Below are 19,237 nucleotides of genomic sequence, written 5' to 3'. Positions count from 1 at the left end.
GGGACAGCGTGTATTCGACCAGAAACAAGAAATGTATGCTGAAACTAGCAAAGAAAGATTTCTTGAAAAATAGAACAAGAAACATTGTTGCTGTTTTGGCTATGATCTTAACAACGGTATTATTTGCTACCCTAATAACAACGGGGGTAGGAGCGTATGAGTCAGTCCAGCTTACTTTGCAGAAACAAAAAGGAAGTAAAGCAGATGCTGATATACGTTATATGACAGAGGAACAGTTTGAAAAATTATCAAAAGATGAAAGAGTTGATTTTGTCGGGCTTAGAAGACCGATTGGATTTTTAAGTAATACGAAAACACATAATATAGAATTGGATTACATGGATTCTATTGAGCAGGAATTAACCTTTTCTGTTCCTACATTAGGTTGTGCGCCTACAAAAGAAAATGAAATTGCAACAACAGACAGGGCATTGGAAAGTTTGGGAATAGAGCCTAAAGTAGGCGCAGAAGTTGAAATAGAATTTGAATTGCGAAATCAGATTCATCAATATAAGATGGTGGTTTCTGGAATATGGGAAGCACCAAATTCACAAACGAGTCTGATGTTAGTATCCGATAAATTTATGCAGGAAAATGAAGAAATATTTCCATATACTTTTGACAAAGACAGGCAATATGCCGGAACGTATTTTTCAGATATAGCATTAAAAAATACGAATAATATGGAAGAACAACTTCAGAATATTGTGCTGAGCCTGGGTGGAAATCCAGAAGATGCCAATGCAGAAAATTATATTGCTTACGCAGTTAATCGAATTACTAATCCGGAAATGAATGTATCTGTCCTTTTTATCGGTTTGGTGTTTGCTCTGCTTTTTGTATTCGCAGGTTATTTACTCATTTTCAATATTTTTGAAATTTCTGTTTTGCAAGATGTGCAGAAGTACGGTTTATTAAAAACGATAGGTACAACCCAAAAACAGATTAAGTTTTTAGTCCGTATACAAACACTGTGGCTCTTGCTGATTGCATTGCCATGTGGATTATTAATAGGATACTTTCTTGGAAAGGCAATCCTGCCATTTGCGATTGGATTTATTACAAATGAATATTCAAATTTATCGGTAGAGGTTTCGCCAAATGTAATTATTTTTATTGGGGCAGCCATTTTTACAATCTTTACTGTATTGGTCAGTGTAAGAAAACCAATCAATATAATCTCTAAAATTTCTCCGATAGAAGCTCTCAGATATTCTGAGAAAAAGGAGAACGGTAAGAAAATAAAGCATACAAAGAAAATTTCTGTTTGGAGATTAGCCTTATCAAATGTGAAGAGAAAGAAGAAAAGAAGTGTATTTATTGTTATATCCATGACTCTTTGCTGTATGCTGCTTAATTCTACTTTAATTATAGTAAACAGCATTGATATTGACAAAGCGGTAAAAGAACAGTGCGCAGCAGATGTGGTAATTGCGAATGGAAACACTTTTAATAACCTCAAAGGATATATACAACATACAGATAGTCTGGACGAGAACATAGTAGATTTGGTTGAAAATCAATTTGATATTGAAGATAAAGGTTTTATATATAAGAACACGTTAGATGACAGAGATATTACGATTGATTACGGACTGACGTATAATAAAGAAGATGTGATAAAAGAAGATGGAAAAGCCAGTATCATGGTAGATCAATATTATATTCCGTTAGGATATGATGATTTTCCGGTATGTAATGTATATGGCTGTAATGAAAATGTCTTCCAGAGATGTGATTTTCTGAAAACAGCAGATAATCTTTCTATTGCAGAAGTATATCAAAAATTGGAAGAAGGAAATTATGTTGTTGAAGCAGTACGAAAAAAACAAGGGCAGTCTTCGGTAAATACGGAGGATTTCCAATGTGAAATTGGAGATAAAATCAAGGTTCGCAGTAATGGAGAAGAAGAGCGCGAGCTTGAAGTGATTGCTCAAATGAGTGTGACCTCAACGGAGTATGAAGTCCCTAATGTTACAACAGGAATTACTGCTGTTGGAGGGGACGCTCCCATGTTTTATATTTCAGAAAACACATTTAAGAACATATATGAAAAGCCTTCTCTGATGAGTTTTTCTTTTAACGTAGATAAAGAAGAGTTAGTACCGATTATGGAACAAATAGAAAAACTTGTTGAGCAGAAGGAAGGTGAAATTGGCTGCAGTTCAGTTATCATGCTGAGAAATAGTTTGAGTGGTATTAAGAATACCGTTTATATCATTGGTGGATTTATCAGTGTGATTTTAGGTATGTCAGGATTTATTAACTTTATAAATTTAATGATTACCAATATCATTACTCGAAAAAAGGAATATGCAGTTATGCAAAGTATCGGCATGACAACAAAACAGTTAATCAGGCTTATTGTAAATGAAGGATTGTTATATGCTTTGTCTTCAGCGGTATTAGGAATTGTACTTTCTGCTTTGGTAGGCGGTACAATGATAAAAATAATCTGTAATGCAATTTGGTTTATGACCTATAAATTGCTGCTATGGCCGGCGATAACGTTATCTGTTGTAACTATAATTCTTTCGGGAGTGATTCCTGTAATTGTGTTTAAATCTTTCAATAAGGAAAGCATTGTAGAAAAAATAAGAAAAGATTTTTAAGTTGTCATTTGACAATTTTAAAATAATTTCATGAAGGGAGGCATCACTATGATGAATATGGAGCCAAAAGCACAGGAAGAAGAATTTGACATTGAAGTTCAGTATTGTGATCCTGATGATTGCTTGAGTGACTGTGTTGTAGAGGAAAATATCTGTACAGCAGTAGTAACTGGTTGGTTGTAGTAGCAAAGGAGAAAAATATGGGTGAAGTAGAGAAAAAAATGCAGACAGAAACATTTGATGTGGAAGTGCAATATTGTGATCCTAATGATTGTCTTCATGACTGTGTTCAGAGTGGATACAATAACTGTACAGCAGTAGTAACCGGTTGGTTATAAAATTTAAAAACACAAATGAAGCAAAAGGAAATGCGCCAGATAAAACCATAAGGGATAGTTTTCTGGTGCATTTCCATTATAGAAAAGGAGAGAAGAACTATGTATCCATTTCTAGTTGAAAATATGGCAGACGGGGAAGCCTATATACAAAATTTAAACATTGAAGTAAGGTCCAAAGAAGTTTGCTATTTTATGTGTGGGGAAAAGTTTGGACGGATACTGTTTGAAATTTTTTGCGGATATAGAAAACCGAAAACAGGTGAGATATTGGTATGTAATAAAGATTGGCTTGATATAGACGAAAATAGTCGTTCTCTTTTAAACAGGCGTTTGTTTGGAATAGCAGCAGAAGAGTTTCCGCTGATTGAATTTATGACGATTGAAGAAAACATTTCTATGCCAAGGCTATTAGATGGAGATAAATCCAATATAGAGGAATTGGTTAGGGCATTTAATATAGGACATTTATTACAAAAATATCCTTCGGATCTTAAACATAGAGAAAAAATGAGATGTATCTGCGCACGCGCCTTTTCTGGAGGCAGAAAGGTTGTAGTAATGTTCGACTTATTCAAAAGAATGCAGGCGCAGAGCAGGGAAGAACTTGCAATAATGACCTATCATGCAGCAAAAAGTTTGGGAATATCTGCTCTTTATATAAGCGAAGACTTAGAAGAAAATTATGGTGCCTATGATTTGCTGTACAAATATCGGCCTGAGAAAAAGGAATTTTCTATTTTTGATTATCGTGCATGAATGGAGCTGTAGAAATGGAATGTAATAGAGAATGTAGACTGCTGTTAAATGATTTGAACCGTATTCTTTTAGAACAGTGTTTGGAGCAGAGAGTTCGTTGTGGATATTTGAATGGTCCAGTGCAGGAATTAGCAGAGTGTATCAATCAGTTACTGGATTTTTGCGAAAAGGCAGCGACAAGGACATTGAATATAGAAAATGATTATCGTACTATGCGGGCAGAACTGCAGAGCAATATTCGAAATCCGTTAAGCTGCATGAAAACAAGTTGTTTTCTGGTCAACTCGCTTGTAGAAAAGGAAGATATCCAGTCTGAAAAGCTCCGGGAGTATCTTCAAATTATAGAGAAAGCAGCGGAGGATATAGAGAGTACATTAAAATGAGGAATGATTAAAAAGGTGCTGGACGGGAAATTTTCGTCCAGTATTTCTTTCTGGAATGAGAATAGAATTTACAAATCAGGAGGAGGCATACACATGAAGTATGTTTTTCCAGAATATAAAGAGAATGTAGTGTTGGGTAATGGGAAATTACAGTTAAATCCAATGTCCTATCAGGTTATCTACGAAGGAAAGGAGATAGACCTGACACCCAGGGAATTTGAAGTTTTATATTTACTGGCATTGAAGCCGAACTGGGTAATGCCAAAGACAAATATTTATCATTCTGTATGGGGGATTCATTATCATGATAATCAGATACCATACAGAACAGTAGAATATGTGATATGGAAGATAAGAAAAAAGATGGGATATGATATTATCGAAACGTTGGTCAATGTGGGGTATAGACTGAAAAAGTTATAATTTCCTGGAGATATAGAAGTATTGATTGTAAAACAACTATTGGAAAAGAGTATATGATATTTACAAAATGAAGGAAAAGGGAGGAGCACGGACGTACTCCTCCTAAAAAATATTTGGAAATAAGAATATTACATGAATAAATTGTATTTTGGAGTGAAAAGTATATTACAACCTGAAGCAGTGGTTGTTTTTCCTGACCATAACACGCAGTCATCTTTACATCCTTGTCCCTTTACAGTTGGAACATTATTATTATCGTTTGTGATTTTTTTGATGCTGTTTTTCTTATTTTTCATAAGGTGTCCTCCTTGTAATAAAAGATATATTTGTTGTACAAATAGTATTTTAACACACTAAAAATTTTAAACAATATATGTTGCTTTTTATACGATTTTTATGTTTAAGTAACAATATAAAAATGTATATCCATCTATTATTGGATTCTATTCAATAATTCGTAGACGTTCTACTACTGTTTTTTGCGCCATTTTTTTATAACAAAGAAATGGTACAAAAGCGGTAATTATAAACAAAGGTAGAATGCTGAGAATAACGGGAAGAAGTGTGAAATGCCATGTGAAATAGCTTAATTCACTGCCCATCATTCGAACTACTGTTAAACTTCCTATAATAGAAAGTATTAGAGAAAGAAGAAGTCCTAATACAGAATAAGCAATACCTTCATATACTAACATTCTTTTGACTTGATGCCCTGTCATTCCAACTGATTGTAGCATTGCAATTTCTTTATAGCGTGATAAGATAGAGGTCATCATGGAATTAATAAAATTTAGAATTCCAATAAGTGCTAATATTGCACAGAGTACACCACCAACAAGACGATACATGTTTATCATACCATCAAAAGATTGACGAAGGACAACTTTGGAAAGATAATCTAAAGAAGTATTGGTGTTAGTAGTATAATTTTTTAACCAGTTTTCGGTGGAAAGTAGATTCTTATCATCTACATTAAATATAGTTTTCATAGCTGGCTGTTCCGAGGAAACCATTTTGCCAAGAAGTTCATTCGTTGGAAAGATATAGTCTATTCCCATGTCAACTTGTAGGGGTGTTTCTAGAGCTTTTGGAATATCAACTATGGCAAGTACTTCATAAATTTTGTTTGTACCATCGAGTTGCGGAACACTAATGCGATCACCAGGTTGGTATAGACTTAAGGAACCATCGCCCAACATACGCATGGGAGTAACATACATACCTATTCCGGATTTCCACTTTTCAGTGTTTAATTCGCCCTCTAAAATATGTATATAGTTTGCAGGGAAATCATCTAATCCATATACATTTACACCATGTTCCTTTCGTAGCATGTAATTATCCAATTCATTTGCTACAGCATCTGATGAAATAGCAAGTTCTTGCAAATGTGTAAGATCGTTTTCTGAGAGGATTTGTTTAGAGGTCCATAAGTAAATATTTCCTATATCTTCAAGACCATTTAAGCTTTCTGCTTGACTAATAAAATCCGGAGTTACATTTGCAGTGTTAAAAGGACTATAGCTATTAATAACTGTAGTATCAGAAACAGTAAAGTCTGTTAAACTGAAATCAGAAACAAATTTATCAAAATCAAAAGAGGTTACATAAGTATAAACACTGTTAAGAAGAACAATACTAAGAGCAAAAGAGGAGATAACAATTGCTACCTTTTTCTTATTTCGCATTAGGTTGCTGCGAGCCATCATAACAGTACTAATGTGTTTACTATGTTTTTGCTTTTTTTTCACTGAATCATGTTCTACATAGTGAAGTGCCTCCATTGGAGAAACCTTAGCAGCCAGTATGGCAGGCTTTTGGCAACTAATGAAAACTGTAATTAGAGAAAACATAATTGCTACTAAAAAGATAATGGGATTTACAGTAGTAATAACATGTATATCATCAGTTAGCATATTAACAATAAAGGGAAGTAATAAGCGCCCAATAGGCCAACCTAATAACAAACCTAAAGGAATACCAATGAAAGAAAGTCTTATTGCTTTCTTATAAACAATTTTTTTAATTTGTTTTGATGTGGTTCCTAAGGTTTTTAGCATTCCATAAAAACGGATATCTTGTGCAATAGAAATATAAAATACGTTGTAAATTAAAAGATATCCCGCAATAAAAATAATCACAATTCCTGCTATAAGAGGAAGTATGGAAGAAAAACTAATACTTGCTGTTCCATAAGCATCGTTAATACTTACTCGTTCATCTAAACCATATTGAGAGGCTATTTTAAGTGCCTGATTTTCAATATTCCATTCAGTAGGCATCATCATAACACAGTCAATATAGCCACTTCCTATTGGAGGCGTGCTACCGTCAGTATTTCCATGAATGGTAGGAATGATTTCTTGAGTATATTCTTTTGATAGAAAAATTGTTTGACGGTAAGCTACGGCATCACCATCCCAAATACCGCATAATGTAAAAGAATCGTTAAAAGTACCTTCATCTGTTATAAAAGTAAGTTCTATTTGGGTTCCAAGTTTTTCAGGTAATCCCATTGCTGCTAGAACGATTCGGCTTGTAGCAATCTCTTTTTTTCCTTTTGGTAGATGACCGGTATCTGGAACATTAAATGTTAAATTGGCATAAGTATCATTACTATAGCGTAGTTCTGTTGGTGTTTTATTGAAGTCGTCTCCCGTAGCATTACCAATAATGATAGAATATCCAATACTTTTTATCTTTGGATCCGCTGATAAAAGTTTGTATTCATCACATGATAAACGTTTGATACCTGCATGGGCAGATGTACCAGTGGTTCTCATATTACTTTCTTGCATAGCTGTTTGAAGGCTAACTGCGATAGTAAATAAACTGGTAAATAGAAGTGTGGCAAGCATAACGGATAGAATGATAATTGTGTTTTTGCGTGATTTTAAGGAACGCTTTGCCAAAAGTTTGAGGATTGGTTTATTGTTATTTCCAAATAGAATATCTTCCATGTTTGTAGCTCCTTTACTCAGAAATTTTGCCGTCTTCAATACGAATAATACGATCAGCAAGTTGAGCGATTTCGTTATTGTGTGTGATCATTACAATAGTCTGATGAAATGTATGGCTTGTAACTTTTAAAAGGCTTAATACATCACTGCTTGTTTTGCTGTCAAGATTACCGGTAGGTTCGTCTGCAAGGATAATGGCAGGTTTTGAAACAAGGGCACGAGCAATCGCAACACGTTGTTGTTGTCCGCCGGAGAGATTGTTAGGCATGCTATTTAGTTTTTCATTGAGAGCTAGCATATTCACAACCTTAGACATAAATTTCTTATCAACAGTATCTCCATCTAGTTCTATCGGTAAGACAATGTTTTCATATACATTGAGGACTGGAACGAGGTTATAATTTTGAAAAATAAATCCAATATTTCGTCTTCGAAAAATAGTCAACTGATCTTCTTTAAATTTTGATAATTCCTTTCCATTTACTTTAATACTACCAGAAGTCGGTGTATCCAATCCGCCTATCATATTGAGAAATGTGGATTTTCCGCTTCCAGACGTGCCTACAATAGCAACAAACTCACCATCTTCAATTGATAGAGTTATGCCATCCAATGCTTTTGTTATATTTGGTTCTGTACCGTAATATTTTTTGAGATTTTTTGTTTCCAATATGTTCATAGTGAACACCTTCCTTTCTTTATGATAGTTATATTATAAATGCAAAACCTCACAGAAATGTCACAGTACAAGATTTTTTATCCATTGAAATGTCACAATTTCATGACATTCTATATTTTACATGGTATATGGCAGGTATATCATAAAACAAGAACCAATATTTTCCTTCGAAGTTAATTCGATATAACCTCCCTGTAAAGTTACAATTTCTCGAGCCAAAAATAGACCTATACCAATGCCATCTATATCATGGACATCATCTTCTCTGTAAAAGCGTTTAAATATTGTTCCATGATGTTCTTCTGGAATACCTTTTCCAGTGTCGGAAATGCTGATTTTTAGATATAATCCCCATGATTCTACATTTACAAGAATATTACCTTTAATCGGAGTGTATTTGACAGCATTATCCAAAATGTTGAATAATGCTTCGCTAGTCCATTTTTTGTCATGAGAAACAATCAGATGTTCTGGGCAACTAACTTCAACATTGATTTGTTTTTTTTCTGCATTCATTAGAATACCACCTAATGCGGAGGCAAGGGTATCATAGATTGGTTGCACTTTTTTATTAAGAGATATAATCCCTGTTTCTAAACGGGAAGTTTTTATCATGGCCTGCATAAGAAAATCTAATTTATCGAGCTGATTTATAGATGCTAATAAAAATTCCTTTTGTTTATCTGCTGGGAGTTTTTGGTCTATAAGAGTGCTATTGATCATTTTTAAGTTAGCAATTGGCATTTTAACTTGATGGGAAATATCCGAGATTAATTCTTGAAGCTCGGAGCGCTCTTTAATGACAGCAAGACGGTTTTCTCTCATTGTTTTATATAATTGCACTAAACGGTAGTTTATTTTGTAAAATAAATTTTCTTCTTCAACTATTGTAGGAGGTTCCATATCTCCAGACAACATATTATCAAGTGTTTTACATAAAATATCAGAAAAAGTAGTTAATTTGTGCCGAATCAACATTATGAATAGAAGCATATTAAACGAAATAAATATAGCAAAAAGTATGCAGCACAATACTGGTAAGATATTATTTGTTATTTTATATGTAATAATAACAATTGCAAAAATACCTACTAATAACATGGAATAGAAGAAAAAGCAGACTCTATTAATAGTTAATTTTATTTTGTTCATTTTTGAGATTCTCCTATCCACATGTATCCCATACCATAGACTGTTTTGATATATTGGTGATTTTTTAGTTCTATTTTGTTTCGTACTCGGCTAATAGTAGCCGTCAGTGCATGTTCATCTACAAAATTACCATCATTATCCCAAAGCTTTTTCAAGAGCATTGGTCTGGTTAATACAATATTAGGATTTTTGGATAAAATGTTTAATAGACGATATTCTAAAGGTGTAAAGAGTATTGAACTTCCAAGAATAGATGACTTCATTTCTGAGAAGTTTATATATAAAAATCCGTCATTATAACAGCAATCATCGGACTGTTTTTTTGTTCGTTCCAGAAGTACTGCCAATTTTTTTTGAAAAACACTCATATAAAATGGTTTGGTTATATAATCATCAGCGCCTAATTCATAACCTTTTAACATATCACTTTCCATATCATTTGCTGTAAGAATGATGACAATGCTATCGGGGCGGCATTCTTTGAGTTCCCGACATAAATCAAAACCATTTCCATCAGGAAGATTTATGTCTAATACAATTATATCATAATCATATTTTTTGATATAATTAGATGCTTGCTGTTTAGATAAAGCTGAATCTAATGAATAGCCAGACATACATAGATTATAGCATAAAGTGTTATTTAAAAGCTGGTCATCTTCTACTATTAAAATTCTCATAATAACATATCCTTTCTATTAATGTTAAAAATATACTGTAGTCAGTTCCTATTGGTTAAAAAATAATTTATTAATGTATTATAATTTGAGTCGTTGAAGATATCAAGAAATAATTTTGGAATATAAAATAAAAATTGATAAATCTCTTATAGCAGAGAAAGGAATAAAATAATTAAAATGTCGTAGCTTATACAAAAAAATCGTAGTGTACTCAAAAACTATTGAATTGTAAGCGCAAAATATTGCTACGCTGCCCATGAATCACGCTTGCACCAAAATGATAGATGCAAGCGTTTTACTCTATGTTTAGTTTTGACAGTTCGCTTTCGCAGTCTCGCTCCATGGGGCAAGCTGTTCCAGCTGTTCATCTGACATTTTAGCGTCTGGCCGCTGTGATAAGAGGTATGTCAGATATTTGTAGGTATTCAGGTCATTCGCTTTTGCCATCTCAACCATTGTATACACAATAGCGCTAGAGGCAGCTCCCTTCGGACTGGCACTGAACAGCCAGTTTTTCCGGCCAACAGTGAATGGTCTGATTGCATTCTCGCTAAGATTATTGGATAAACTGCAATGACCGTCTTCCAGATAGGTCATCAGGGTGTCTTTCCGATTTTGGGCATAGTTCACCGCTTTCGCCAAACGGGTTCCCTTATTTGGACGCTGTTGATCCAGCCAATTCCAGAATGCCTCCAGTATCGGCTTCTCCTTTTCAAGACGGAACTGTTTTCTCTGCTCCGCAGTATGATTTTTTGCTTTTGAGTACCGCTCACAATCAAACAGCTTGGAGCAGAACTGTACTCCCTGCACTGCCGGAAGGCTGTAATCATACTCTTTCCCTTTCGGTATGGCATCTGTGAAGTAACGTCTCACATGTGCCCAGCAAGAGCAGCGTTTGATATCCGGCAGATTGTTATAACCCTGGTATCCATCAGTCTCCAGATATCCGCTGAACCCCTGCAAGAAAGATGCTGCATGGAACTTTGCCCTTGTCTCTGTGTAATGATAGAGCAGGATCGGCGGAAGCCCATCTTCTCCACTGCGGAAGAGCCACATCCAGGAACCTGTTTCAGGATTGCGCTCCGGCTCATTCAGTACCTGAACCCGGGTTTCATCTGCCATCAGATATTTACGCATCCGTAACTGACGGTGAAAATAATCATAAACATGACAGAGGTAATTCTCGGCACAGTAAATGATCCAGTTAGCAAGCGTAGCCCGGCTTAATGGGACACCCAGCTGCTTCCATTCCGATTCCTGCCGGTTTAATGGCAGGCCATTCTGGTACTTCTGGTGCATTGCCCATCCTACAACGGATTCCGATGCATAACTTTCTGGGATCAATGGTTCCTGGACAGGCGCTTTGACAAATGTCTGATCATCCGGGTGTTCCTCTGATATGGCACATTCCGGGCATTTATAGGTTTCACGATAGATATTTACTACTTTCCCTTTGGCAGGGGTAAACCGGAATTCATGGCGGACGAATTCTTTCCCAATACATTCCATCTGTGTTCCGCAGGTTGGACAGTTCCGCTCCTCCTCCGGAAGAGAAATGATCTCGTCGCAGGAAGGAACATTTTTAAAGAGATCTGCATGTGTCCGTCGTGCTTTTCGCTTATGTTCCGGAACAGTGATGTCATCAGGAAGTTCCTGTTTCCATGTCGGATCTGCTTCCTGCTCGGCTTCATCAAAAAGATTCAGCTGACCATCGATATCTTTCCGTTTTTCACTGGAAGTACCAAAAAGCTTCTTCGTGAGATATTCAATCTGCTGACGAAGGTTTTCTTTTTCCAGACGGTCTGCTTCCAATGTTTTTTGTAAAGACTGGATCAGTTCTGTCTGTGTGGAAATCGTCTTATTCAGTTGGTTGATCAGGTCCTTGTACGCGAGGATTTTTGAATCTTTTGAATTACCGGCCATATGTTTTCTGCTCCTTTTTCACTGCTCTTATTATACCATAAAAAGCAATGAAAAAGAAGCAGAAAACCCAGTATTTACAAGGGATTTCAGACATGATATAGGGTGAGAACCCCCTCCCTTTCTGTTGGTTGGCATAGATGTTTTACGCGATCATTCCGTAGGTTTGAATGCCTTTGGCTGTTCGATTTCAAGCCCGGACATGAGCCAGTCGAATTGCTGCCAGGTCAGTTGCTTTACTTCCAGCTGATTTCTGGGCCAGCGGAACCTGCCCTGGACTTCCATGCGTTTATACAGCAGCACAAATCCGTCAGACTCCCAGAGCAAAGCTTTGATCCTGTCACAACGTTTTCCACAGAAAAGATACAGGGCACTTCGCCTTGGATCCATATGGAGTTGATCCTCTACAATAGCACACAGCCCGTCAATGGATTTCCGCATATCCGTTCTGCCTGTTACGATATAGATTTCATCGGCGGCTGTGATATCCCCTAACATTCCAACTCCTTCACAATGCGGAGCGTTTGAGCCAGAAGCTGAGGATCTGTTCCATTTGGTATTGTTAGATGGAAGCTTCCTACAGACAGCTTCATTGGCTCTGCTACGGAAAGGTTATTTCTTTCCGTAGCTACCGGAATCACATTGAATGGCTGTTCATATGGGAGCGGGTCAGTATCATGAAAATCCATTCTGACAACTTCCTGGCTTTCCGGTGCACGATAGCTGCGTCCGGTTGACGCTGGCAAATCCACACAACCTTTCTGACGCAGCCTTTTTACCCAGTTGTAAAAGTCCCCGGTTTGATGTCGTGTTCCACACACCATTGATGATCGGTCAATCCACTTTGACGGCATTCCATGATGAGACGGTATTGTTCTTCGGCAGGTATTCTTTTGCTTCTCATGAGCACACCTCCATAAATCGGATAGAGTAAAATGCTCGCATCTATCATTTCTGGCAAGAGAAGATAAAGTGAAATGCTTGCATTTTCTAATGATTATTATGGAATGATTTTTAGGGCAACACAATCCGTCGAATTATTTTGCGCTTACATTGAATTAATTAAAAAAAGCATTATTGTATAAATAAAATCAAGAACATTTAAAGAAATTTATATTTTCGGGAGGGCTAAAAATGATAAACAATGAGGACGCAGTTGTTATTTCAGATAATGCAAAATATTTATTTCACAATGATCAAGCGATTATCTTGAATAGGACAAATAGACAGTGGATAAAAATATCTAAAGAATGCTATGAGGTATTAATGCAGTGTAATGGTAAATATACAATCAAAGAACTTTTACATATGTTGATTGATAACGAAGATCGAGAATATGTAAAAAAGGTACTTGATGCTTTGGATGAAATGGAACTTATTGGAAAATCACCAATGAGAAAATTGCATGATGTTAGTTTTGCCATTTCAAATAGATGCAATCTAAAATGTAAACATTGTATGGTAAATGCAGATTCGTGTAATGAAAGAGAATTTTTTACTACTGAAGAAATTAAACAGGCGTTTGATAAAATTATTGCTGCAAATCCAGAAAATATTACAGTTACAGGTGGTGAACCATTGGTTCGTAATGATTTTATAGAACTTATTACATATTTACGTAAAAACTTTAAAGGTACAATTGGATTAATGACAAATGCAACTTTATTAAATGAAAAAAATGTTAATGCAATAGTGAACGCTGTGGATAATATTAGTATAAGTTTAGATGGTGCAAATGAAGAAACAGTTTCTTTAATAAGAGGAGCTAATGTATTCAAAAAGGTTCTTGAGGTCATAGAGCTTTTGCATAAAAAAAACTTTAATAGTATTTCCATATCTATGGTTATAACCGCAGATAATGATTTATTTATTAATGATTTTTTTGAACTTTGTAAGAAATATGGATGTAAACCAATATTAAGAGCTTTGAGTATTTCTGGTCAAGCAGAAAAAAACAAGATGTTATTAACAGAGCAACAATTGAATATTGAAAAGTCTAGTAATAACTTGAAACCTGTAAATAAGCCAACGGAGAATAATTTTTATGCTTGCTCTTGTGATGCAGGAACTACAACGTTAACAATAGAAAGTAATGGTGAAATATTCCCATGTAATCTTTTTGTTGAACCAGAATATTGTCTAGGAAATATTAAAGAAGTAAACGACTTACAGGAACTTCTTCAAAAAAATCCTAAGAAATTTATTTCAGATTGTTTGGAGGAATTTGAACCGGATACAATCTCTGAATGTGTAAATTGTGATATTTCCTATTTTTGTTGGAGTTGTCTGCACGAAGTGAAAGAATTGAAAGATAAAGGACTACTTAAACAAAAGTGTCAATATGTAAAGCGCGCTTTAGAGGGTATATGGGAGGAGAAAAATTGAATTTCAATATTTTTTTCACAAACAATTGTAATTTAAAATGTAGATATTGTTATGAGGGAGAAAAACAAAAATCTATAATTTCTCAAAAAATTATAGATCAGACATTGGATTTTATTTATTCAGTATCAGGAGGAGAGCCCATTACGGTGACGACTCATGGTGGAGAACCGCTACTTGCATTTAAAGAAATTCAATATTTTGTTAAAAATGCAAAGAAAAGGTTTCCAAATATTTATTTGCAAATGACGACAAATGCTACGTTATTGGATGCTCAGAAAATAGATTTTATTGAAAAAAATTATAATAAAATTTCAATTAGTATTGATGGAAATCAAAAGTCTCATGATGCAAATAGAGTGTTTATGGATGGTTCAGGGACTTACAATACTGTAATGAATAATTATAAAAAAATTAAAAAACGGAATATTGAACTTGAAGCAAGAATGACAATTAATCCATATAATTATATGTATACCTATGAAAGTATTCTTCACTTGATTCAGATAGGATTTACAAAGATTTTACCAGTTCCTGATGTTTTTACAAAAGAATGGACAGAGGAAATGCTACAAATATTTAAAAATGAATTAAAAAAGATTGTAGATTATATAGTCAGAAATAAACTGGAATCAATAATTGATATTGGTCTTATTGATACGGTAAAATGTAAGACAAGAAATTCTTATTGCGATGGTGGAATCACAACTTTTACGATTGATACATCAGGAAAAATATACCCTTGCATTTTATGTAATGGAAATAATCAGTACTGTATTGGGGATGTAAAAGATGGCATTGATGAAGAAAAACTTGCGTATATTCATACGTTTGATCGGAAGAAAATTGATATTTGTGAAGGATGCAAACGATATGAATATTGTAGAAATACCAGATGTAAGTTAATTAATGATATTGTTGAGGGAAATCCGTACATACCAATAGCAGTGCATTGTCAAATTGAAAATATAATTGTAGAAGTAGATGAATATATGGATCTAATCAATACTAATTAATGGTAGTAGAACAAACCCTAATAAAAAAGGAGGAAAACGATGCTTAAAATCAATAAAATTAACAAAAAAGTATTTGAAACAAATGTACAGGGACAGGCTTGTGACAATGATTGCAAAGTAAAAGTTTGGTCTGGAAAAAAAGAAGCAGATGGTTCTCAGGCGGGCTGTTGGTATACATATCAGTATACACCAAGATGGAATCCATTTGCATAGGAGGTAGGAAAAATGACAATTAAAAAAATAACAAAAACAATGCCGGTCAATGTAAAAGGCCAGGGTTGTAACGATGATTGCACAGAACATAATAAGTTAGTTGGAAAAACTGACAGAAATACACCAGGTTGTGTATTTTATGATACAATTTATACTGCAAAGGGAAATATTTTCTTCTAAGAAGAAATAATAGGGTTTGTTTTATTATAAATAGGATGGGTTTCAAATGGAATCCATCCTGATTCTTTATACTTAAATTAAAATAAATTAGGAGGTGTTAGAATGAAACCAATAATTGTAGTAATTGATTCTGGAATTGATGCTATGATAGTAGAAAATGAAACAAGGGATATATTAAATAAAGGACAATATGATAAATGTGGGCATGGGACAGCATGTGCAATGGTGATAAAATCTATAGTTCCAACTGCAAATATAATTTCAATTCCGCTATTAGATGAGAGCGCCAGAGCTACCAGTGACGAGTTAGAGTATGTACTTGAATATTGTTGTGAAGTAAATTGCCATATTGTGAACTTGAGTCTTTCTGTTAGTAATTTGCATACAAGAAAACTTGAAAAAATATGTAATCAGTTAAAGACACAGGGAAAAGTGATTGTATCTTCAGTAACAAATAGAGAACTTACAAGTATACCAGCCAATTATGATACCGTTTTAGGGGTCAGAGGGAAAGTCTTTTCATCTCCATTTACATATTGGTTTAATAATAGGAGAGAAATACAGTTAATAACTGACATGACACCTGTTTTTACTGATTTCCGATTGAATCGATATTTTATGTTTTCTGGAAATAGCAAAGCTGCGGCAGTAGCGAGCGGATTAATAGGAAGCTATTTTAGTAATGAGTTTGTAGAAAATTCTAGAGAATTGATTCATTATATGGAAAAAAAGAGAGCAAAAAGTAATTGGGGAAAACTCACATTAAAATCACAACTAGGAGAAATTTTAGCACCAACAGTTATTGAAGAAAGAGAATTGAAAACTATTCGAGAAAAGATATATCCTTTGATTAAAAAATATATAATGTTAGATCAAGAATTTTCAGAGAATGATGTATTGTTTGATTTGGGAATGATTACAGAAATAACAGTACAGGAATTATTTAAAGGACTTTCAGAATTATTTGAGATTGAAGTTAATTTGCAAAATATGATGCCTAAAGACATTGTTTCTATAAATAATATAGCAATAGCAATTAAAAGAATATGCAGTGAGCAAGGAAGAAGATATGTATAAAAAAATGTTGAGTTATACTAAAGGTAATTTTAAATGGTATTTTGTTCTTTTTATTTGTTTAGGAATTAAAAGTGCAGAATCGCTTATATCACCTTTGATTGTATCTAAAATAATAGATCAATCTATAGGAAAAGGGGATATTATTGAGATAATTCAGGGTAGCATATTTGCAATTTTTTTGTATTTGAGTGCTAGTCTTGCAGCAGTAATATCACAAGGAACTACTACTAAAATAGAAAGAAGAATTACAGTAAATATTAGACAGAAGTGTATTGAAAGTTGTTTTAAAAAAAATGGAGCATTTTATACAAACTTAAAGAGTAGTGATATAATGACTATATTGATGCAAGATATAGAAAACATTTCTAGTATGCTTTCGGGTGAAATTATAAGTGTGTTATATGATATAGTTATGATTTCTGGAATTTCTTTTTTTCTAATTTATACATATTGGAAATTAGCAATAGTTGTATTTCTAGCATTATTTGTTTTGCTCTTTATACAGAAAAAATTAAATAAGAAAATTGAGAAAGCGACAGAAGAAAGCCGGGAAAGTGCAGTTCAGTTGCAGCGACCAATACAGGAAATGGTAACAAATATGTTATCATTTATTATGGGAAATATGGAAACATTCCAAGAAAATAAAATTCAAATAAGAGAACAAAATTTTACAAAAACCAAAATTAAAACAGCTGTTACAATTTCGGAATTCAGTGCTACAATCAGTCTTATATCAGGAGTATTGGTTGTGATTATTATTGGTTTGGGTAGTATACAAGTTATAAATGGTGAAATGAGTATTGGAGTACTACTCGCATTTGAAATATATACTCAAAGATTTTTAAGTCCTTTATCTGATTTATCTAATATTAACGCAAACTTATCAGCTTTGAATGTTTCTTTAAGAAGAATTGAAAAATTTTTAAATGAAGATAACTATATCAACTTTGGAGTGGAAATACCAGGGGAAAGCGGAGACATCATCTTTGACAATGTGACATTTGGATATAAAGAAGACAGGGATGTTTTAAATAATATCTCATTGCTAATCAAGAAGGGTAGAGTTCACGCATTTGCTGGTGAAAGTGGATCGGGAAAATCAACAATTATAAATTTGCTTTATGGATTATGGCAAAATTATTCGGGAAATATTTTAATAAATGGCAAAAATATTAAAAGTGTGTCAATTGAAAACTTAAGAAAAAGAATAAGTATTGTAAGCCAAAATATTTTTTTAGTTGACGATAGTATCTTGAATAATATACTTTTAGATGATGATTCTCCAGATTTGCTTAGAGCTGAAAATGCGTTAAAGCAGGCAAAAATATGGAAGTATATTAATTCTTTAGAGCAAGGTTGGAATACAAATATTGGGGAAAATGGTATTTGCTTATCAGGAGGAGAAAAACAGCGTCTTGCGATTGCTCGTGCAATATATCGTGAATCAGATATTATTATTTTTGATGAAGCCACATCCATGCTTGATAATGAAACGGAAAATAGTATTGTAAAAAATATATTAAATGTATTTGATAAGAGTACAATTATTATGATTGCACATCGTTTGACAACAATAAAAAATGCAGATAAAATCTTTGTTTTAAATAAAGGGGAAATTATAGAAGAAGGAACTCACGAAGAATTACTTATTAAGAAGGGATTTTATTATAATTTGTATTGTTACCAAACAAAGTAAAGAAAAATAATGCATTACCACATAAGGACTTTTGATTAAATAACAAAAGTTCCTTATGTGACATTAAAAGTTATAAGAATCGATTATTTGTTTAATAATATTTATTAATTGTAACTTTTTAGTATCTGGGCATGTATTAATAAGTTCGAGAAAAATATGATTGCTGGATGGACTATCTCCAAAAAGGATATAGTCTGTAGAGATTAGTAGATTGGTAGAAAGTAAGACTAATCTTTTGAGAGATACTCCACGTATGCCACATTCGATATCCGCAATAAATTTGGGGCTAACATCTAACAATTCTGCCAGCTGCTCACGACTTATATTTAGTTCTTCTCTCCTATGCCTGATTCTTTCACCCATGCTTTTTGAATCTATGGTTTTCATATGGCTCCCTCCGTTTAAAGATTATAATTATTAATTCCCAAAAACAAAATAAACTATTAGTGTTGAAAAAAGTTATTTAAAGTTATAAAATATTTCAAAAAGGAGTACCTTCAATGAAGATTACAGATTTAGAATTGAAATGTTTTATCAAGAGAATAGAAAAAAATATCCTAATAAAATTTCTTGTTTTTTTTATGATAAAAAAATTTACAAGGTGAGTATCGAAAATTAGGACATGCATTAAAATGGACTTGGAAGATCATAGATGAACTTTGCCATGATGATGAAATCCAAAATTTCTATATTAGACTGCATAAATTTCATAATTGGTATATAATTAGGATTGGAGGTAATGGTAAAATTACTTTTAAAATGGAAAAATC

The 19,237-nt window shown here is 33.7% G+C and carries 20 protein-coding genes and 1 pseudogene; 12 read left to right on the top strand and 9 right to left on the bottom strand.

Annotation, left to right across the window (positions count from 1 at the left end):
- Positions 1-8: 8 nt before the first annotated feature.
- From NQ489_RS08525 to NQ489_RS08500, 6 genes are all read left to right on the top strand, one after another.
- The gene (locus tag NQ489_RS08525) at positions 9-2,612 is read left to right on the top strand and encodes an ABC transporter permease (RefSeq protein WP_156906946.1); all 2,604 of its coding nucleotides are present in this window, start codon (positions 9-11) and stop codon (positions 2,610-2,612) included.
- A gap of 48 nt (positions 2,613-2,660) precedes the next feature.
- Entirely contained in the window at positions 2,661-2,795 is a 135-nt protein-coding gene (locus NQ489_RS08520) for a hypothetical protein (protein WP_256280322.1), read from the top strand.
- A 17-nt stretch (positions 2,796-2,812) separates the two neighbouring features.
- Positions 2,813-2,950 carry a hypothetical protein gene (locus NQ489_RS08515; protein ID WP_021653115.1) on the top strand — a complete coding sequence of 46 codons (138 nt, stop codon included), beginning with the start codon at positions 2,813-2,815 and terminating at the stop codon, positions 2,948-2,950.
- Between the two features lie 99 nt (positions 2,951-3,049).
- Positions 3,050-3,706: a hypothetical protein gene (locus NQ489_RS08510; protein ID WP_021653117.1), complete on the top strand. Its 657-nt coding sequence runs from the start codon at positions 3,050-3,052 to the stop codon at positions 3,704-3,706.
- A gap of 14 nt (positions 3,707-3,720) precedes the next feature.
- Positions 3,721-4,089 (top strand): hypothetical protein, encoded by a 369-nt coding sequence (locus tag NQ489_RS08505; protein ID WP_044962496.1) that lies wholly within the window; start codon positions 3,721-3,723, stop codon positions 4,087-4,089.
- A 93-nt stretch (positions 4,090-4,182) separates the two neighbouring features.
- Positions 4,183-4,512: a winged helix-turn-helix domain-containing protein gene (locus tag NQ489_RS08500; protein ID WP_049947036.1), complete on the top strand. Its 330-nt coding sequence runs from the start codon at positions 4,183-4,185 to the stop codon at positions 4,510-4,512.
- Positions 4,513-4,640: 128 nt separating this feature from the next.
- Here the strand turns inward: NQ489_RS08500 and NQ489_RS08495 are convergent, their stop codons facing one another.
- From NQ489_RS08495 to tnpA, 8 genes and pseudogenes are all read right to left on the bottom strand, one after another.
- Positions 4,641-4,808: a hypothetical protein gene (locus NQ489_RS08495; protein ID WP_156906947.1), complete on the bottom strand. Its 168-nt coding sequence runs from the start codon at positions 4,806-4,808 to the stop codon at positions 4,641-4,643.
- A 147-nt stretch (positions 4,809-4,955) separates the two neighbouring features.
- Positions 4,956-7,472 (bottom strand): ABC transporter permease, encoded by a 2,517-nt coding sequence (locus NQ489_RS08490; RefSeq protein ID WP_044962498.1) that lies wholly within the window; start codon positions 7,470-7,472, stop codon positions 4,956-4,958.
- Positions 7,473-7,485: 13 nt separating this feature from the next.
- Positions 7,486-8,151 (bottom strand): ABC transporter ATP-binding protein, encoded by a 666-nt coding sequence (locus NQ489_RS08485; RefSeq protein ID WP_021653121.1) that lies wholly within the window; start codon positions 8,149-8,151, stop codon positions 7,486-7,488.
- A gap of 117 nt (positions 8,152-8,268) precedes the next feature.
- Positions 8,269-9,303, bottom strand: a complete 1,035-nt coding sequence (locus NQ489_RS08480) for a sensor histidine kinase (RefSeq protein ID WP_021653122.1) — start codon at positions 9,301-9,303, stop codon at positions 8,269-8,271.
- On the bottom strand, positions 9,300-9,983 hold the full coding sequence (locus NQ489_RS08475; RefSeq protein WP_021653123.1) for a response regulator transcription factor: 684 nt from the start codon (positions 9,981-9,983) through the stop codon (positions 9,300-9,302). The genes NQ489_RS08480 and NQ489_RS08475 overlap by 4 nt, the downstream gene beginning before the upstream one ends.
- A 306-nt stretch (positions 9,984-10,289) precedes the next feature.
- Positions 10,290-11,906 carry an IS66-like element ISRgn2 family transposase gene (locus tag NQ489_RS08470; protein WP_021650231.1) on the bottom strand — a complete coding sequence of 539 codons (1,617 nt, stop codon included), beginning with the start codon at positions 11,904-11,906 and terminating at the stop codon, positions 10,290-10,292.
- Between the two features lie 150 nt (positions 11,907-12,056).
- Positions 12,057-12,401, bottom strand: a complete 345-nt coding sequence (gene tnpB, locus NQ489_RS08465; protein ID WP_009246070.1) for an IS66 family insertion sequence element accessory protein TnpB — start codon at positions 12,399-12,401, stop codon at positions 12,057-12,059.
- Positions 12,395-12,807, bottom strand: a pseudogene (gene tnpA / locus NQ489_RS17830) (IS66 family insertion sequence element accessory protein TnpA). The gene tnpB and the pseudogene tnpA overlap by 7 nt, the downstream one beginning before the upstream one ends.
- 230 nt (positions 12,808-13,037) lie before the next feature.
- On the opposite strand from tnpA, the gene NQ489_RS08455 reads away from it, so the two are divergent.
- From NQ489_RS08455 to NQ489_RS08430, 6 genes are all read left to right on the top strand, one after another.
- Positions 13,038-14,288 (top strand): radical SAM/SPASM domain-containing protein, encoded by a 1,251-nt coding sequence (locus NQ489_RS08455; RefSeq protein ID WP_021651056.1) that lies wholly within the window; start codon positions 13,038-13,040, stop codon positions 14,286-14,288.
- Positions 14,270-15,301, top strand: coding sequence for a radical SAM protein (locus NQ489_RS08450; protein WP_021651055.1), 1,032 nt, complete (start codon positions 14,270-14,272; stop codon positions 15,299-15,301). The genes NQ489_RS08455 and NQ489_RS08450 overlap by 19 nt, the downstream gene beginning before the upstream one ends.
- 39 nt (positions 15,302-15,340) lie before the next feature.
- Complete coding sequence (locus tag NQ489_RS08445; protein WP_021651054.1) at positions 15,341-15,514, top strand: hypothetical protein; 174 nt, start codon at positions 15,341-15,343, stop codon at positions 15,512-15,514.
- 12 nt (positions 15,515-15,526) lie between these two features.
- Positions 15,527-15,694, top strand: coding sequence for a hypothetical protein (locus tag NQ489_RS08440; RefSeq protein WP_021651053.1), 168 nt, complete (start codon positions 15,527-15,529; stop codon positions 15,692-15,694).
- A 102-nt stretch (positions 15,695-15,796) separates the two neighbouring features.
- Positions 15,797-16,771, top strand: a complete 975-nt coding sequence (locus NQ489_RS08435; RefSeq protein ID WP_021651052.1) for a S8 family serine peptidase — start codon at positions 15,797-15,799, stop codon at positions 16,769-16,771.
- The gene (locus NQ489_RS08430; protein WP_021651051.1) at positions 16,764-18,467 is read left to right on the top strand and encodes an ABC transporter ATP-binding protein; all 1,704 of its coding nucleotides are present in this window, start codon (positions 16,764-16,766) and stop codon (positions 18,465-18,467) included. The genes NQ489_RS08435 and NQ489_RS08430 overlap by 8 nt, the downstream gene beginning before the upstream one ends.
- A gap of 63 nt (positions 18,468-18,530) precedes the next feature.
- Here the strand turns inward: NQ489_RS08430 and NQ489_RS08425 are convergent, their stop codons facing one another.
- The gene (locus NQ489_RS08425) at positions 18,531-18,854 is read right to left on the bottom strand and encodes a helix-turn-helix domain-containing protein (RefSeq protein ID WP_021651050.1); all 324 of its coding nucleotides are present in this window, start codon (positions 18,852-18,854) and stop codon (positions 18,531-18,533) included.
- Between the last annotated feature and the right edge of the window lie 383 nt (positions 18,855-19,237).

The sequence above is a fragment of the Blautia sp. KLE_1732_HM_1032 genome (assembly GCF_025147905.1).
Classification (GTDB): Bacteria; Bacillota; Clostridia; order Lachnospirales; family Lachnospiraceae; genus Blautia_A; species Blautia_A fusiformis.
This window is presented reverse-complemented; position numbering and strand designations above follow the sequence as displayed.